The following is a 14,196-nucleotide window of genomic DNA, read 5'->3' as shown; positions in this document are numbered from 1 at the left end:
GTCGTCTCCTTGGTTGGGGGCCTTGTCGGCCGATGTGGCCCCGTTCTGGCACGCCCGCCCTGACGCTGGCCTGACCGCGCTTGTCAGCCTCCTGTCAGGCGCGGCAGGATAGGGAATGGCCATGAAACCGATCTCTGTCTTCCTGCTGGTCTGTCTGGGGCTTTCGGCCGGGCTGGCCCTGCCCGCCGCGGCCGACCGCGACCGCGACCATGACCGCGCCCGCGAGGCGCTGATCCGGGGCGAGATCCTGCCGCTGCATGCCATCCTGCCCGATCTGGAAACGCAGTTCGGCGGGCGCGTCATCAAGGTCGAACTCGAACGTGAAAAGCGCCGGCTGGTCTATGAGCTGAAGCTCATCACGCCCGAAGGCCGGATCGTCGAGATCGAGGTCGATGCCGCCACCGGCGCGATCCTGGACACCGAAATCGAGGACGACTGATGCGCGCGCTGGCCGTCGAGGATGAGCCCCGCATCGCCGCCGACCTGGCCGCGGCGCTGGGGGCGGCCGGGTTTCGCGTGGACCTGTGCGGCGATGGCGAACAGGCGTGGTTTCTGGGCGATACCGAGGATTATGACCTGATCGTTCTGGATCTGGGCCTGCCGCGGCTCGACGGGCTCAGCGTGCTGAAACGCTGGCGGGCGAACGGGCGCGAGATGCCGGTTCTGGTGCTGACCGCGCGCGGCACCTGGATGGAGCGGGTCGAAGGCATCGACGCGGGCGCCGACGACTACCTGCCCAAACCCTTCCGGATGGAGGAACTGGTGGCCCGCGCCCGCGCGCTGGTGCGCCGCGCGGCGGGACGGGGCAGCGCGCTCCAGACCGCGGGCGCGCTGTCGCTCGACGCCAACCGCATGACGGTCGCGCTGCGCGGCGTGCCGGTGCCGGTGACGGCGCTGGAATACCGGATGCTGGCCTATCTGATGCTCAATCGCGACCGGGTGGTGCCGCCGACGGAACTGCTCGAACATCTCCATGGCGACGACGATGCACGCGAGGCGAACGCGCTCGAGGCGCTGGTGGCACGGCTGCGGCGCAAGCTGGGGCCGGGCGTGATTGGCACGCGGCGGGGCTTTGGCTATTTCCTCGAATCGGAGGACGAACCGGCATGAACCGGCTCTCGCTGCGGCTGCGTCTGACGCTGGCCGGTGCGGGCGCGGTGACGCTGGCGATCGCGCTGGCCTCGCTGGGGCTGGCCGCCCTGTTCGCCGCCCATGTCGAGCGGCGCGCGGTTGCGGAACTGTCGGTACAGCTTGACCAGGTGCTGGCCGGGATCGAGCGCGATGCCGCGGGGGCGCTGGATCTTGCCACCGCGCCCGCCGATCCGCGCTTTCAGCACCCCTATGGCGGGCTCTACTGGCAACTCGACGCTGCGGGGGAACGGCTGCGCTCGCGCTCGCTGTGGGATTACGACCTGCCCTTGCCGCCCGATCTGCTGCATGACGGGGCCGCGCATGTCCACCGTCTGCCCGGCCCCGAGGGCGGCGAACTGCTGGCCGTCGAGCGCAGCGTCACCCTGCCCGCCCGTCTGGGCGCCGTGACGCTGCGCGCGGCGGTGGCCATGGACCGCGCGGAACTGGCCGAGGCGCGCACCGCGTTCCTGCGCGATCTGGCCCCCTATTCGGCCGTGCTGGCGCTGGCGCTGATGGCCGCTGGCTGGGCGCAGATCGCGGTGGGCCTGCGCCCGCTGCACGCAATCCGCGACCGGGTGACGGCCGTCCGCACCGGCCGGGCAGCGCGGCTGGGCGAGGAATTCCCGGCCGAAGTACGCCCGCTGGCTGCCGAGGTCGATGCGCTGCTCGCAGCGCGCGAGGCGGAACTGGCCCGGGCGCGGACGCGGGCGGGCGATCTGGCGCACGGACTCAAGACGCCGCTTCAGGCGCTGATGGGCGAGGCCGGGCGGCTGCGCGCTGGCGGCCGCACCGAAGCCGCCGATGCCATCGAGGAGATCGCCGGGGCCATGCGCGCCCATGTCGAGCGCGAACTTGCGCGCAGCCGCGTCGCGATGCAGGGCCGGGCCGCGCGCGCAGATGTCGGGCAGGTGGTCGCGGGACTGATCCGGGTGATCGGCCGCACCCGGGCGGGCGCCGCGCTCGACTGGCGGCAAGAGGTGCCCGAAGGACTGATCGCCGCGGCCGACCCCGACGATCTGGCCGAGGCGCTGGGGGCGCTGATCGAGAACGCGGCGCACTTCGCCGACGCGCGCGTGACAGTGGCGGCCCGTCGGGCGGGCGCGCGGGTCGAGATCGCCATTCGCGATGACGGGCCGGGGATTGCGCCCGACCGGATCGACGCGCTGATGGCCCGTGGCGCACGCGCCGACACATCCGGCAGCGGCCTTGGCCTGGCCATCGCCCGCGACATCGCCGAGGCACTGGACGGCAGCCTGACGCTGCACCCCGCCGACCCGGGTCTCGAGGCACGCCTGTCGGTCCCCAGGGCCGAAGACCCGGCACTCTGACACCTCGCCGACAGGCACGGTCACCTGCCAAGCCTGCCGCTCGAAGTCGCGCTGCTGCCCGAACATGGACTTCCGATCCATCACCCGCGAGGAACACGAAGACGCTCGTCAAGTCGCCCGGGACATCGCGAAGACCAGACAATACGGGGTCTCGATGAAGCTGAGGAAGAAAGTCGAGATGCTCTTAGTGCACCTCAAGCGCATCCTCGGCCTCGGAAGGCTCCGACTATGTGGCCCATGTGGCGCAAATGACGAATTCTTGCTCGCCGCCACCGCCCGGAACCTCCGGAAGCCGGCGAAGATCTTTACCACACCGCAGCAACCGCAAAAACCTGACAAGAACGGCACCTGCGCCAATCACCAGCGCCAAGATCCTGCGCTCGCGAACGGGTGTTTTCAACAGGATCGGCGGACTCTGGACCTTCGCCGCGTATGCGAGCCGCGTTCAGCGAGACCGCGAAAGGCCGACATTTCCGAGACATCGGAGCACTGGTTTTCATGTCGCGACACAAGGCCTGAGCCATGGCCGCGACGGCCCGAGCGACAGCACCGAGCAGGGACCGACCGGCGCACTTGGGCGCCACCGAGCAGGGCGAACCAGCAAGGTCGGCCGAGGCTGTCGTTCGACCGTTGATGCGGCTTTTCCGAAGCTGCCGCTCAAGCAGGCTGCCGCGAGAGGTTGGGGGTGCCATTTCCGCGGAGCTGGCTTTGCCGCGCTGACTATCCGCGTCCGTTTTCTGCCGGCTGTCATTTGGCGTGATGATGTCTTATGGAGGGCGAAACGATTCAGGACGGATAATGCGTACTCATCTTGCGGCTCTCCTCGCCCTCTTGATCGCTACCGGATGCACGGCCGGTACTGGTGCCGTCGTAAAAGGTGCCGGGCCAGATGATCTCCTGAAGCTTCGCGAAGGCCCGGGTCTCAACCACAGAATCATAATCGGGCTGCCTGACGGAACGCGCCTCACCCGTCAGAACTGCGTGACAAACAATGGCAAGGTCTGGTGCAGGGTCTTCCTCACCGACAAGCCCGGTATCTCGGGTTACGTTTCGGCGGATTATCTGGCGCATCGCTGACAGCGATATCGCCCATAACCGGTCGGTCGTGATGCAGGCAAAGCCCGTGATCGCCCAGTACCTCGATCACCCGGCAGTCTGCCACGCGCCCCGCGCAATGGCGCTCAAGCATGCGTTCGAGTTCGGCGCGCAGTGCCATCAGCCGGCTGATGCGCGAATTGACCTCGGCCAGTTGCGCGCGGGCGATGCGGTCGGCGGCCTCGCACGAGGTTTCCGGCCGGTCGGTCAGCGCCAGCAATTCGCGGATCGCCTGCAACGGAAAGCCCAGATCGCGGGCATGGCGGATAAAGGCCAGCCGCTGCCGCTCGGCCGGGCCGTAAAGCCGCTGGTTGCCGGAACTGCGGCCGGGGCAGGGCATCAGGCCGATCTGTTCGTAATAGCGGATGGTCGGCACCTTGACGCCGGTCACCTCGGCAAGTTTCCCGATGCTCAGCATGAAACCCCCTTGAACCTCTAGCCGCTAGAGAGATTAGCGTCCTGTCATGGATCGCCGCAAGGCCCCGTCAGGAACAGGCAAGAGGCTGGCATGAAAGAGTTTTCCCGTTCCGAAACGATGGAATGGCATGTCACCGGGCTGGATTGCGCGTCCTGCGCCGCCCGGATTCGCACCGCGCTGGAACGGCTGCCGGGCACCGGCGGCATCGAAATCGCGCTGATGGACGAACGGCTGCGGCTGCATCTGGCGCCCGACCTGACCCCGCCCGCAAGGATCGAGGAGGCGGTGCGCGCACTGGGGTTCGGCATCGCGCGCACGGGCCCCGCCCCGCAAGCGGCCCCGCGCCGGGCGCTCGGCCCCAGGGGGCGGCTGGTGCTGGTTTCGGGCGCGGTGCTGGCGGCGGGCTGGGTCTTTGCCCTTGCCGCGCCCGGCCCTCTGGTGCCCTGGGTCTTTGCGCTGGCCTGCCTGATCGCGCTGCTGCCGGTGGCACGCCGGGCCGTTGCGGCGCTGCGCGCGGGCTTGCCCTTTACCATCGAGATGCTGATGACGCTGGCCGCGACCGGCGCGCTGGTGATCGGCGAAACCGCCGAGGCGGCGGTGGTGGTCTTCCTGTTCGCCGTGGGCGAGTTGCTGGAGGGGATCGCCGCCAACCGCGCCCGCGACGGCATCCGCGCGCTGGCCCGGCTGACGCCCGCGACCGCGCTGCTGGAACATGGCGATCACGTCCACGAGGTCGGCGCCGACAGCCTGCGCCCGGGCCAGATCCTGCGGCTGCGCCCCGGCGACCGGCTGGCCGTGGATGGCGAGATCGTCGAGGGGGTCTCGGGTCTCGACGAAAGCGCGGTGACGGGCGAAAGCCTGCCGGTGACGCGGGGGCCGGGGGCGGTGGTGATCGCGGGCAGCATCAATACCGAGGCGCTGTTGCGCATCCGCGTCACTCGCGCGGCCGCTGACAGCACGCTGGCCCGCATCGCCCGCATGATCGCCGAGGCCGAGGCCGCGCGCGCGCCCACCGAGCGGTTCATCGACCGTTTCGCCCGCTGGTACATGCCCGCCATCGTCGCGGCGGCGGTGCTGGTGGCCATCGTGCCGCCGCTGGCCATGGGCGGGGTGTGGGGCGAGTGGGTCTATCGCGCGCTGGCACTTCTGCTGATCGGCTGCCCCTGCGCGCTGGTGATCTCGGTCCCGGCGGCGATCGCGGCGGCGCTGTCCAGCGGCGCGCGGCGGGGGCTTCTTCTCAAGGGCGGCGCGGTGGTCGAGGCGCTGGCGGGCGTGACCCATGTGGCGCTGGACAAGACCGGCACGCTGACGCCGGGTCGCGCGCAGATCACCGATCTCCGCCCCGCCCCGGGGGTCGAGGCCGACAGCCTGCTGGCCCTGGCCGCGGCCGCCGAAACCGGGTCGAGCCACCCGCTAGCCCGCGCCATCCGGGCCGAGGCATCGGCCCGCGGCCTTGCCCTGCCCGCGGCGCGCGACGCCCGGGTGCGGCCCGGCGCCGGGGTCGAGGCGCGGATCGGCGGCGCGCTGATCCGGCTGGGCCAGCCCACCCACTCGGCCGCGGCCGGAACGCTGGAGGAAGAGGGCAAGACCGTGGTCGAACTGACCCGCGCGGGCCAGAGCCTGGGCCTGATCGCGCTGCGCGACGAGCCCCGCCCCGAAGCCGCCGAGGCGCTGCGCCAGATCGCGGCGCTCGGCCTGCGCCCGGTGATGCTGACCGGCGACAACCCGCGCGCGGCCGGGGCCATCGCGGCCGGGCTGGGCATCGCGGCGCGCGCCGGGCTGAAACCCGCGGACAAGCTGGCCGAGATCCGCGCGCTGGCCGGAGCGGGCGGGGTGGTGATGCTGGGCGACGGGATCAACGACGCCCCCGCGCTCAAGGCGGCGAGCGTGGGCGTGGCGATGGGCGGCGGCACCGATGTCGCGCTGGAAACGGCCGATGCCGCGATCCTGCGCGACCGCCTGACCGACCTGCCCGCCATGATCCGGCTGTCGCGCGCGGCCATGCGCAACATCCGCCAGAACGTCGCGATCGCGCTGGGGCTCAAGGCGGTGTTCCTGGTGACCTCGGTCACCGGGCTGACCGGGCTGTGGATGGCGGTGCTGGCCGATACCGGGGCAACCGTGCTGGTCACCGCCAACGCCATGCGCCTGCTGGCGATGGACCCGCGTCGGAAGGCATGAGCCTTGCGCCGGGCCGCAGCACTCGGGCAGGCTGGCGCAAAGGCCGCCACGCGAGTCGCAGGGCCGGGGTGCAAGCGGGGTTTGCGATCCCGCCCCGAACCTGACAGGGATTCGCCAGAACGGGCGGCGCCCCCAAGCCAAGGGCCCGGCATGATCCGCACCACCATCACGCTTGACGACGAACTGGCCGCGCAGCTCGACGCCTACATCGCCCGCTCGCCGGGGGGCAACCGGTCCGAGGCGATCCGCGACCTGATCCGGCGCGGGCTGGCGGTCGAGCCCGAGGCGCAGCCCGATCAGGGCTGTTTCGGCGTGGTTTCCTGCGCGGTGGACCAGACCATGCCGGGGCTGGCCCGGCGCCTGCGCGAAGGCCGTCAGACGCGCCATGACGGGATGCTGTTCCACACCAGCATTCCGATCAACCATCAGGAAACCATCGACATCGTGGTGATGAAGGACAATTTTGCGCGGGTGTCGGACTATGCCGCCCGGCTGTTCCTGGAGCGCGGCATCCGGCACGGCACGGCCGGGCTGATCCCGATCGACGAGCATCACGAGACCCACGCCCACGAGGACGAGGAACCGCACAGCCATGCCCATCTGCGGGTGCGGCAGGGGTTCTAGCCAGCACCAGCCCCGTTGATGCGCGCCGCCCTTGCCGGGCGGGGCGATGAATGTCGTTGCTCGCGGGGCGAACGTATGAAAATCTTTCTCAAGATTCATACGAATCGCGCCACGATGCTCCTCTGGCGGCTTGCCAAGGTGATGCGGATCGTCCAGCCAATAAATGTTATACTATAACAATCGAGGGACTGCATGACCACTCGCCTTCTTGCCATGCTGGCGCTTGCGCTTGGGCTGGCCGCCCCGCTTGCGGCTCCGGCCCAGACGCTGGATTTCTCGTGGCCGCTGAATGTCGGACCGCTGAACCCGCATCTCTATTCGCCGAACCAGATGTTCGCGCAGTCGATGGTCTATGAGCCCCTGGTGAAATATCAGGCCGATGGCAGCGTCGCCCCCTGGCTGGCCGAAAGCTGGACGGTGTCCGAGGACGGGCGGACCTTTACCTTCGCGCTGCGGCCGGGGGTGACCTTTTCGAATGGCGAGCCGTTCGATGCCGCCGTGGTCAAGAAGAACTTCGATGCCGTGCTGGCCAATGCCCAGCGTCATGCCTGGCTGGGGCTGATCGACGCCATCGACAGTGTGGCGGTGGTCGATGCCATGGGCGAATGGGACGAGGCCTTGCTGCGCGACGAGATCGCGGGGCTGCAAGCCGATTCTGTTGCAAAACACCCGTTCGCGAGCGCAGGATCTTGGCGCTCGTGATTGGCGCAGGTGCCTTTCTTGTCAGGCTTTTTGTGGTTGCTGCGGCGCGGCAAAGATCTTCGCCAGTTTCAACAGGGTCACGGCGGGCGCCTCGCGCTTGTGGACCAGGCGCTTGAGAACCCCCGGCGCGAGGTAGGCGAGCCGCAGTTGTCGGCTGACATGGCGTTCGGCAAGCCCCACGGCTTTCGTCAGATCGGCGAGGGTCTATGCGATCATCCGGGATCAAACAGCTGGCCCAAACGGTGAACGAGGTCGGTCGCCCGGTTGACCTATTGTTGACCCGCAAACTCCGCCCTGGCCGCCCGGTCCCTATTTCTCCCTGCGCTTCAAGCTGTCGACTATCGTGCGTATCTCGTCCTCGAGGTGCTGGCCGCGGTAGACGAATGACGTCTCATGCCGCGCGTACTGACCCTGCCGATCGGCGCTAAGCCAGTTGTAGGATCCGATGCACAGTTGGTCGTTGTCGATCGCCACGATCTTGCTGTGCAACTTCGGAAGCTTGTGGAGACGGATCCCGATCTTGGCAAAGAGCTTCTCGACCGCTTCCATTTGGGTCAGACCACCGGCGGCCGGGCCCTCGTTAAGCAATGGGTCGGCGAAGACGTCGATCTCCGCCCCTCGGCGGATAGCCCCTTCGAAGGCGGCGATCAGCCCGACGCGCTCCATCGTGCCCGCGATCACCCAGGGGCTGACGATCGTGTAGCGCCGCCCACCCGCAGAAAGTGCGTCCAGCAAGAAGGCATCGTGCCCGGCCGCATCCCTTAGCATCTGGATCTGGCCACTTCCTTGCTTCAGGTCCGTCCGGGGCTCGGCTGCGAACGCAAGCGCGTTGGTCTCTGAAGCAAAGAGAAATTCAGCCAAGATCGAACGGGGCGATCCGGTCTTGGCCGCGGCCATGACATCCATGTCGCCGAAGACGAGGCAGCTATCCTTGGCCCGAGAGACCGTGACATTAAGCATGCTGGGCGATGCATCGATGAAGCTACCGTCGGCATGCTTGGAATAGACGGGGGAAAAGATCACCACCGGCCGCTCGGCACCCTGAAGGGCGTGGACCGTGCCGATGGTCATGCCGTTGCGGCCATCGACGGAAATCCCCCGGTCGGCACAGGCATCGCGGATTTCGCGCACCTGTCGGCCAAAGGGCGTGACGATCCCGACGATCTGTTCGAGAGGGGTGCGGTAACGGGCTTCCAGCCCGGCGCGGCTGGCATCGAGCCAGGCGGCGATTGTCTGGGCCTCCAGCAAATTGGCACGACTGCCGCCCGAGGTCACCGCCCGGCCATCGACATGAAGATACCCAAGCGCAGGAAGCCCTGCATCCGAAGGCGCCTTTCCCCTCAGTGGCCGGAGCTTTCCCTTGTAGCACAAGGCGTTGCTGAAGCTGATGATCTCGTCGTAGCACCGTCGATGCTCGAAGAGGTAAAGCCCCTTCTCAAGATCAGGATAGGGCGACACACGGCAAGCCTCCTGCGCGAGGCGCATGGCACTGCCGCTGGTGCTGCAAATTCCGCGAGCGGCAAGCGCATCGATGTCAGCCTCGCCGCCCAGAAGCCCGCAGCTTCGCAGGTTGCCGACGTCAACGGGGCGCGGCACTGACGAGATCGGTTCGATCTGCTGCGCATCACCGATGACAAGGGCGCGTTTCGCGAGGGCGAACGATGCCCCTGCGACTTCGGGCAGAACCTGACCGGCTTCGTCGACAATTAGCAGGTCAATGAAGTCGAAGAGGTATTCGGTCGCCCACTTCCCGCCATCGCGCCGAGTGTATGTCATCTTTCCGGGCAAGCTGGCGAAGGTGGCCACGGCGCAAGGCGTCAACATCATCCGCCGGTGCCACCGAGGTATGACGGTCGCCTTGCCGTTCTTCCCTTTCGCAGCGACGATCCCGGCGAGGTCGGCCTCCATCGCCAGAAGCCAGCGCCCTTCCCAGTAGTGCGTCGCCAGAAGAAACAGCGGGAAGCGGGTTTCTAGGTCTGCGCGGCGTTCCAGTTCGGCAAGATCGTCGCCACCGCCAACGGCTGATGCAGCGGCTACCCAGTTTCTTTCCGCCTCAAGGAAATCGCAGCGCAGGGCCCTCGTCTTTGCCAGTGCCTGTTCAGCCGCCTTTAGCGCGTCCTCTGCTGATCCCAGTTCGGTCCTGACACGGTCCTCGATTTCACTGACACGCGTTGCAGTATCCAAGCCGGGTAACAGGTCGCCAATCGCCAGCCGGGCCCGCAACGCGCGCTTCTCCTTGACCGACGAAAGAAATCCCACGACCGCGGTGAGCGAGGACTCCGAAGCCAGATGCAGGTCGAGCGCCGCCCTGGCCGCTCGCAGCTTCTCGAGCGCGGCGGTACGCTCGACGACCTCTTCTGTCCGTCGTGCCTCCATTGCTTCCGGGTCTGGGCCAAGTTGCGCTTGGAGGGCTTCAGTTGCGGCGTGGCGTGCGTTGGTTGCCCGATCGATGCGCAATAGCTTCTCAACCTCGGATATCATCCGCTTTTGCAGGGCAGAGACTACCGACGCCAAATCTGGGTTCGGCATTTCAGGAAAGGCTTCCTTGGCGGCCAGCAGGTAGGCTTCCTTCGCGCGCTGGACGTAGGCAACCGTTTCTCGCTCGGTCTGGAACTCTTCGGTCTGGTAGCGACGTGCCGCTTCGAGGCGCCGTGAATGCGACGCGAGGAACATCCCAAAGCTCTCCACTTCGGGAAGCCACCGCCCGGCGAACGGCCCCTTCCCTTTGCCGAAGTCCTTCCCGAAGGCGTCGATAATGTTCGTCACGGCCTGGTTGTTCGACGAGGCGGCCACAATCACCGGCGGATCGTCGCCACGCAAAGCAGCACGCACCCAGAGCCCGGCAACAGCCGACAGCAGCATCGTCGTCTTGCCAGTACCCGGCGGGCCGTTGACGGCAATGACCTCGCCAGGCGAGGACGCGTCCAGCCAAGCCAAGACCTGCCTCTGATGCTCTGCAAGCGAGAAGGTCGCGTTCGAATGACCAAGACGCCGCGCGAATTCCCGCTCGATCCGATGGTCCAGGTTACCCGTGACCTTTCGGGGCTGCGCGATCTGCCCAAGCAGCGGCGCACTGGGTTTTTCAGCAAGGAGCTTGTCGTAGAGATCAAGGATGCCGCGCACCGTGGCGTTGGCATCTTCGGCGAGTTCAAGAAACCCTGCCCCGATCGGCTGGTAATCCGCATCACCACGCGGCCAGCCCTGCGAAACCGCATCGACCATCTTGCGGCAATGGCCGAGATAGTCCTGCCAGGCGCCTTCGCCTGTCATTTCGGGCAGAGGGCTTTCGGTCAGAAACGAGTCCAACCCGTCAACCGATCCAATGGCAAACTCGCCCGAGGGCAATGGGGTCAGGAGATCGCGCGCCAGGGCGTTTCGGGTGGGGGTGATCCGCCCGGCCCGATCAACTGTCGCCTCTGTCACCACGGGCGCGACGATTTCTGGCAGGCCGCCTGCGCGTGCTGCCCCATGCGAGGACTTCCGCGCCATCACCAAGGGCCGAAACCGAATGCCCATCGCCTTGGCCGATGCTTGACCGCGAAACACGCGCTCCACGGCCTCACCCGGCAATACGCCGGTCTTTAGCGACTCGCCCGGCACGTCGACGAACCGCTTCCGGTCGGCTTGCGTGAACTTCCCCTCGCCCAGCGCACCGTCAGCAAGCGACGTGCGCCAGTAACGGAGCACATTTTCCGAACCAACTGCCATCAGACGCGCATCACTTTCCTGCTCGACCTACCCACTTTCTGAACCGCGCCGGGTTTACCGGGGGCTTATTTCGTTTAGTTACGCGGCCATGGGTTCAGTTTCCAGAGCGGCGTAGAAGTTGGCTTCGGCTTCTGCGGGCGGGATGTTCCCGATCGGCTCGAGCTGAACCGCCCCGGGTTGACCGGAGAGTAGAACGCTCAAAGGATGAGCTGGCGCTGTCCGGGGACAGCGTCGCGCCGATGGCCGAGGTGGCGGACGGGGAGGCCGAGCGGCCGGTGACGCTCTGCCATTACCCGATGATCACCTGGAACCACGCCCGGAAGGGGGCGCTGCACCTTTTCGGCCATGTCCACGGCAACTGGCGGGGCAGCGCGAACGCGGTGAACCTGGGCGTGGATGTGTGGGACCATGCGCCGGCGGCCTTCCGCGACGCTGCTGGCCGGGCGCGCGGCCTGCCGGTCAACGGGCACTGGCAGGACTCCGAGCCGCGGGCGAAAGGCCGCTGAGCGCGGCTCAGGCGCCGCGACGCCCTCGGCCGTCAGTCGGGGCGCTTTCCGAGCCCGCGCGCGGCTTCCCGCGCCCGATGGAAAGACTTCGTGACCATAATTGGAAAAAAGCGTGACGCAAATGGAACAACCATCTGACGTTTCACACATCTGGCAAGTGGTGAGCCGTGCAGGATTCGAACCTGCGACCCACTGATTAAAAGTCAGTTGCTCTACCAACTGAGCTAACGGCCCACTTGAGGCCCGCTCTGTAGGAAATGCGCAGCAGGCGGTCAAGGGCAAAAACGGCGCTGTTGTACGGTGGTGCTGGATTCGTTGCGGCGGCGGGAGTATAGGGCGGCCCCATGGTCAGGAAACACAGCACCCAGGGCCTGCCCTTCGCCAAGATGCACGGGCTGGGCAATGATTTCGTCGTGATCGACGCGCGGGCGGGCGGGGTGCCGCTGACGCCCGGCCTTGTCGCGGCCATCGCCGACCGGCACCGGGGCGTGGGGTTCGACCAGTTGGCGGTGATCGAACCCGCGGACGGGGCCGATGCGCGGCTGGTGTTCTTCAATGCCGATGGCTCGCCCTCGGCCACCTGCGGTAACGCAACCCGCTGCATCGCGCGCCGGTTGATGGACGAGTCGGGCAGAACCGCGCTGACGCTGGTCACCGAGCGGGGCGTGCTTGCGGCAAGCGATGCGGGGAACGGGCTTACCTCGGTCAATATGGGGCCGCCCTTGCTGGACTGGGCCGATATTCCGCTTGCCGAACCGATGGACAGCCTGCACCTGCCGATTCCGGGCGATCCAGTGGCGACGGGGATGGGCAACCCGCATTGCACCTTTTTCGTGCCGGATGTGGACGCGATCGACCTGACCGTTTTCGGTCCCGCCCATGAACATCACCCGCTTTTTCCGCAGCGCACCAATGTTCAGGTCGTGCAGGTGACGGGCCCCGACCGGCTGCGGATGCGGGTGTGGGAACGCGGCACGGGGATCACGCTGGCGTCGGGCTCGTCCTCTTGTGCGGTCGCGGTCGCGGCGGCCCGGCGGGGGCTGACCGGGCGACGCGTGACCGTCGATCTGGATGGCGGCACGCTGATGATCGACTGGCGCGCGGATGGCGTCTGGATGACCGGGCCGACTGCGCATGTCTTTGACGGGGAGCTGACCCCTGCCTTTCTGGGGACGCTCTAGATGGATCGCGCCGCGCCCCGATTCACTACGCTTGGCTGCCGCCTGAACGCCTATGAGACCGAGGCGATGAAGGAACTGGCCGCGCGCGCGGGGCTGGATGATGCGGTGATCGTGAACACCTGCGCGGTGACATCGGAGGCCGTGCGCAAGGCCCGCCAGGAGATCCGCCGTCTGCGACGCGAGAACCCGCTGGCGAAGATCGTGGTGACGGGCTGCGCTGCCCAGACCGAGCCCGAGACCTTTGCCGCGATGGACGAGGTCGACCTGGTGATCGGCAATGCCGAGAAGATGCGCGCCGAAACCTGGGCGCGGCTGGCTGGCGGCCCCGATTTCATCGGCGAAACCGAGCGCGTGATGGTCGACGACATCATGTCGGTGCGGGAAACCGCGGGCCACCTGATCGACGGTTTCGGCACGCGGTCGCGCGCCTATGTCCAGGTGCAGAACGGGTGCGATCACCGCTGCACCTTCTGCATCATCCCCTTCGGCCGGGGCAATTCCCGGTCGGTGCCCGCGGGCGTGGTGGTGGACCAGATCGGCCGGCTGGTGGATCGCGGCTATAACGAAGTGGTGCTGACCGGGGTGGACCTGACAAGCTGGGGCGCCGATCTGCCGGGGACGCCGCGGCTGGGCGATCTGGTGGCGCGAATCCTGCGACTGGTGCCGGGGCTCGCGCGGCTGCGCATCTCGTCCATCGATTCCATCGAGGCCGATCCGGCGCTGATGCGGGCCATCGCCGAGGAATCGCGGCTGATGCCGCATCTGCACCTGTCCTTGCAGGCGGGCGACGATCTGATCCTCAAGCGGATGAAGCGGCGCCATTCCCGCGCGGACGCGATCCGCTTCTGTCAGCAGGCGCGCGCGCTGCGTCCGGACATGACCTTTGGCGCCGACATCATCGCCGGTTTCCCGACCGAGACCGAGGCGATGTTCGAGAACAGCCTGCGGCTGGTCGAGGAATGCGGCCTGACCTGGCTGCATGTCTTCCCCTATTCGCCGCGGCCCGGCACGCCCGCCGCCCGGATGCCCCAGGTTGACGGCGCCGCGATCCGTGACCGTGCCGCCCGGCTGCGCGCGGCGGGCGAGGCGGCCGTTGCCGCGCATCTGGCCGCGCAGGTCGGCCGCCGCCACCGCATCCTGATGGAAAGCCCGCGGATGGGCCGGACCGAACAATTCGCCGAGGTCGATCTGGCCAGCGACCGCTCCGAGGGCCGGATCGTGACCGCGACCGTCACCGGGTATGAAAACGGGCGACTTCAGGCGGAATAGGGTCTGAATCGGCGCGCCGTGACGCGTGAATGGACAGCCGCCCTGCCTTGGCC

13 protein-coding genes, 1 tRNA gene and 1 pseudogene are annotated in these 14,196 nt (G+C 67.6%); 11 read left to right on the top strand and 4 right to left on the bottom strand.

Annotated features, from left to right (window positions below; translation table 11 throughout):
- The first annotated feature begins 115 nt into the window (after window positions 1-115).
- The 5 genes and pseudogenes from GH815_RS15005 to GH815_RS14985 all read left to right on the top strand — a co-directional run bounded on the left by GH815_RS15005 (window position 116) and on the right by GH815_RS14985 (window position 3,536).
- Complete coding sequence (locus GH815_RS15005; RefSeq protein WP_246176471.1) at window positions 116-439, top strand: PepSY domain-containing protein; 324 nt, start codon at window positions 116-118, stop codon at window positions 437-439.
- A complete protein-coding gene (locus tag GH815_RS15000) occupies window positions 439-1,110 on the top strand; it encodes a response regulator transcription factor (RefSeq protein ID WP_153749572.1) in 672 nt (223 codons plus the stop codon). Before GH815_RS15005 ends, GH815_RS15000 begins: the two co-directional genes overlap by 1 nt.
- Window positions 1,107-2,459, top strand: a complete 1,353-nt coding sequence (locus tag GH815_RS14995; RefSeq protein ID WP_153749571.1) for a sensor histidine kinase — start codon at window positions 1,107-1,109, stop codon at window positions 2,457-2,459. The genes GH815_RS15000 and GH815_RS14995 overlap by 4 nt, the downstream gene beginning before the upstream one ends.
- A gap of 19 nt (window positions 2,460-2,478) precedes the next feature.
- A pseudogene (locus GH815_RS14990) lies at window positions 2,479-2,781 on the top strand (transposase); the annotation flags it as partial.
- Between the two features lie 476 nt (window positions 2,782-3,257).
- Window positions 3,258-3,536, top strand: a complete 279-nt coding sequence (locus tag GH815_RS14985) for an SH3 domain-containing protein (protein WP_153749570.1) — start codon at window positions 3,258-3,260, stop codon at window positions 3,534-3,536.
- Here the strand turns inward: GH815_RS14985 and GH815_RS14980 are convergent.
- Window positions 3,478-3,972, bottom strand: a complete 495-nt coding sequence (locus GH815_RS14980; protein WP_153749569.1) for a MerR family transcriptional regulator — start codon at window positions 3,970-3,972, stop codon at window positions 3,478-3,480. The genes GH815_RS14985 and GH815_RS14980 overlap by 59 nt on opposite strands.
- Before the next feature lie 90 nt (window positions 3,973-4,062).
- On the opposite strand from GH815_RS14980, the gene GH815_RS14975 reads away from it, so the two are divergent.
- The 3 genes from GH815_RS14975 (at window position 4,063) to GH815_RS14965 (ending at window position 7,479) form a co-directional block, all read left to right on the top strand.
- A complete protein-coding gene (locus GH815_RS14975) occupies window positions 4,063-6,153 on the top strand; it encodes a heavy metal translocating P-type ATPase (protein WP_153749568.1) in 2,091 nt (696 codons plus the stop codon).
- Between the two features lie 150 nt (window positions 6,154-6,303).
- Window positions 6,304-6,777, top strand: coding sequence for a nickel-responsive transcriptional regulator NikR (gene nikR, locus GH815_RS14970; RefSeq protein ID WP_153749567.1), 474 nt, complete (start codon window positions 6,304-6,306; stop codon window positions 6,775-6,777).
- Between the two features lie 192 nt (window positions 6,778-6,969).
- Entirely contained in the window at window positions 6,970-7,479 is a 510-nt protein-coding gene (locus GH815_RS14965; RefSeq protein WP_153749566.1) for an ABC transporter substrate-binding protein, read from the top strand.
- 21 nt (window positions 7,480-7,500) lie between these two features.
- Here GH815_RS14965 and GH815_RS14960 read toward each other — a convergent pair whose 3' ends face one another.
- Together GH815_RS14960 and GH815_RS14955 are read right to left on the bottom strand one after the other, a co-directional pair.
- A complete protein-coding gene (locus GH815_RS14960; protein WP_246176470.1) occupies window positions 7,501-7,659 on the bottom strand; it encodes a hypothetical protein in 159 nt (52 codons plus the stop codon).
- 129 nt (window positions 7,660-7,788) lie between these two features.
- Window positions 7,789-11,187 (bottom strand): AAA domain-containing protein, encoded by a 3,399-nt coding sequence (locus GH815_RS14955; RefSeq protein WP_153749565.1) that lies wholly within the window; start codon window positions 11,185-11,187, stop codon window positions 7,789-7,791.
- Window positions 11,188-11,426: 239 nt separating this feature from the next.
- Here GH815_RS14955 and GH815_RS19050 point away from each other — a divergent pair, with 239 nt between their 5' ends.
- Window positions 11,427-11,693 carry a metallophosphoesterase family protein gene (locus tag GH815_RS19050; RefSeq protein ID WP_211365098.1) on the top strand — a complete coding sequence of 89 codons (267 nt, stop codon included), beginning with the start codon at window positions 11,427-11,429 and terminating at the stop codon, window positions 11,691-11,693.
- Between the two features lie 158 nt (window positions 11,694-11,851).
- Here GH815_RS19050 and GH815_RS14945 read toward each other — a convergent pair.
- Window positions 11,852-11,927, bottom strand: a tRNA-Lys gene (locus tag GH815_RS14945).
- Window positions 11,928-12,037: 110 nt separating this feature from the next.
- Between GH815_RS14945 and dapF the strand changes: the two genes are divergently transcribed.
- Entirely contained in the window at window positions 12,038-12,874 is an 837-nt protein-coding gene (dapF, locus tag GH815_RS14940; RefSeq protein ID WP_153749564.1) for a diaminopimelate epimerase, read from the top strand.
- Window positions 12,875-14,143, top strand: a complete 1,269-nt coding sequence (gene mtaB, locus GH815_RS14935; RefSeq protein ID WP_153749563.1) for a tRNA (N(6)-L-threonylcarbamoyladenosine(37)-C(2))-methylthiotransferase MtaB — start codon at window positions 12,875-12,877, stop codon at window positions 14,141-14,143.
- Window positions 14,144-14,196: the final 53 nt, after the last annotated feature.

The organism is Rhodovulum strictum, from assembly GCF_009649175.1.
Classification (GTDB): Bacteria; Pseudomonadota; Alphaproteobacteria; order Rhodobacterales; family Rhodobacteraceae; genus Rhodovulum; species Rhodovulum strictum.
This window is presented reverse-complemented; position numbering and strand designations above follow the sequence as displayed.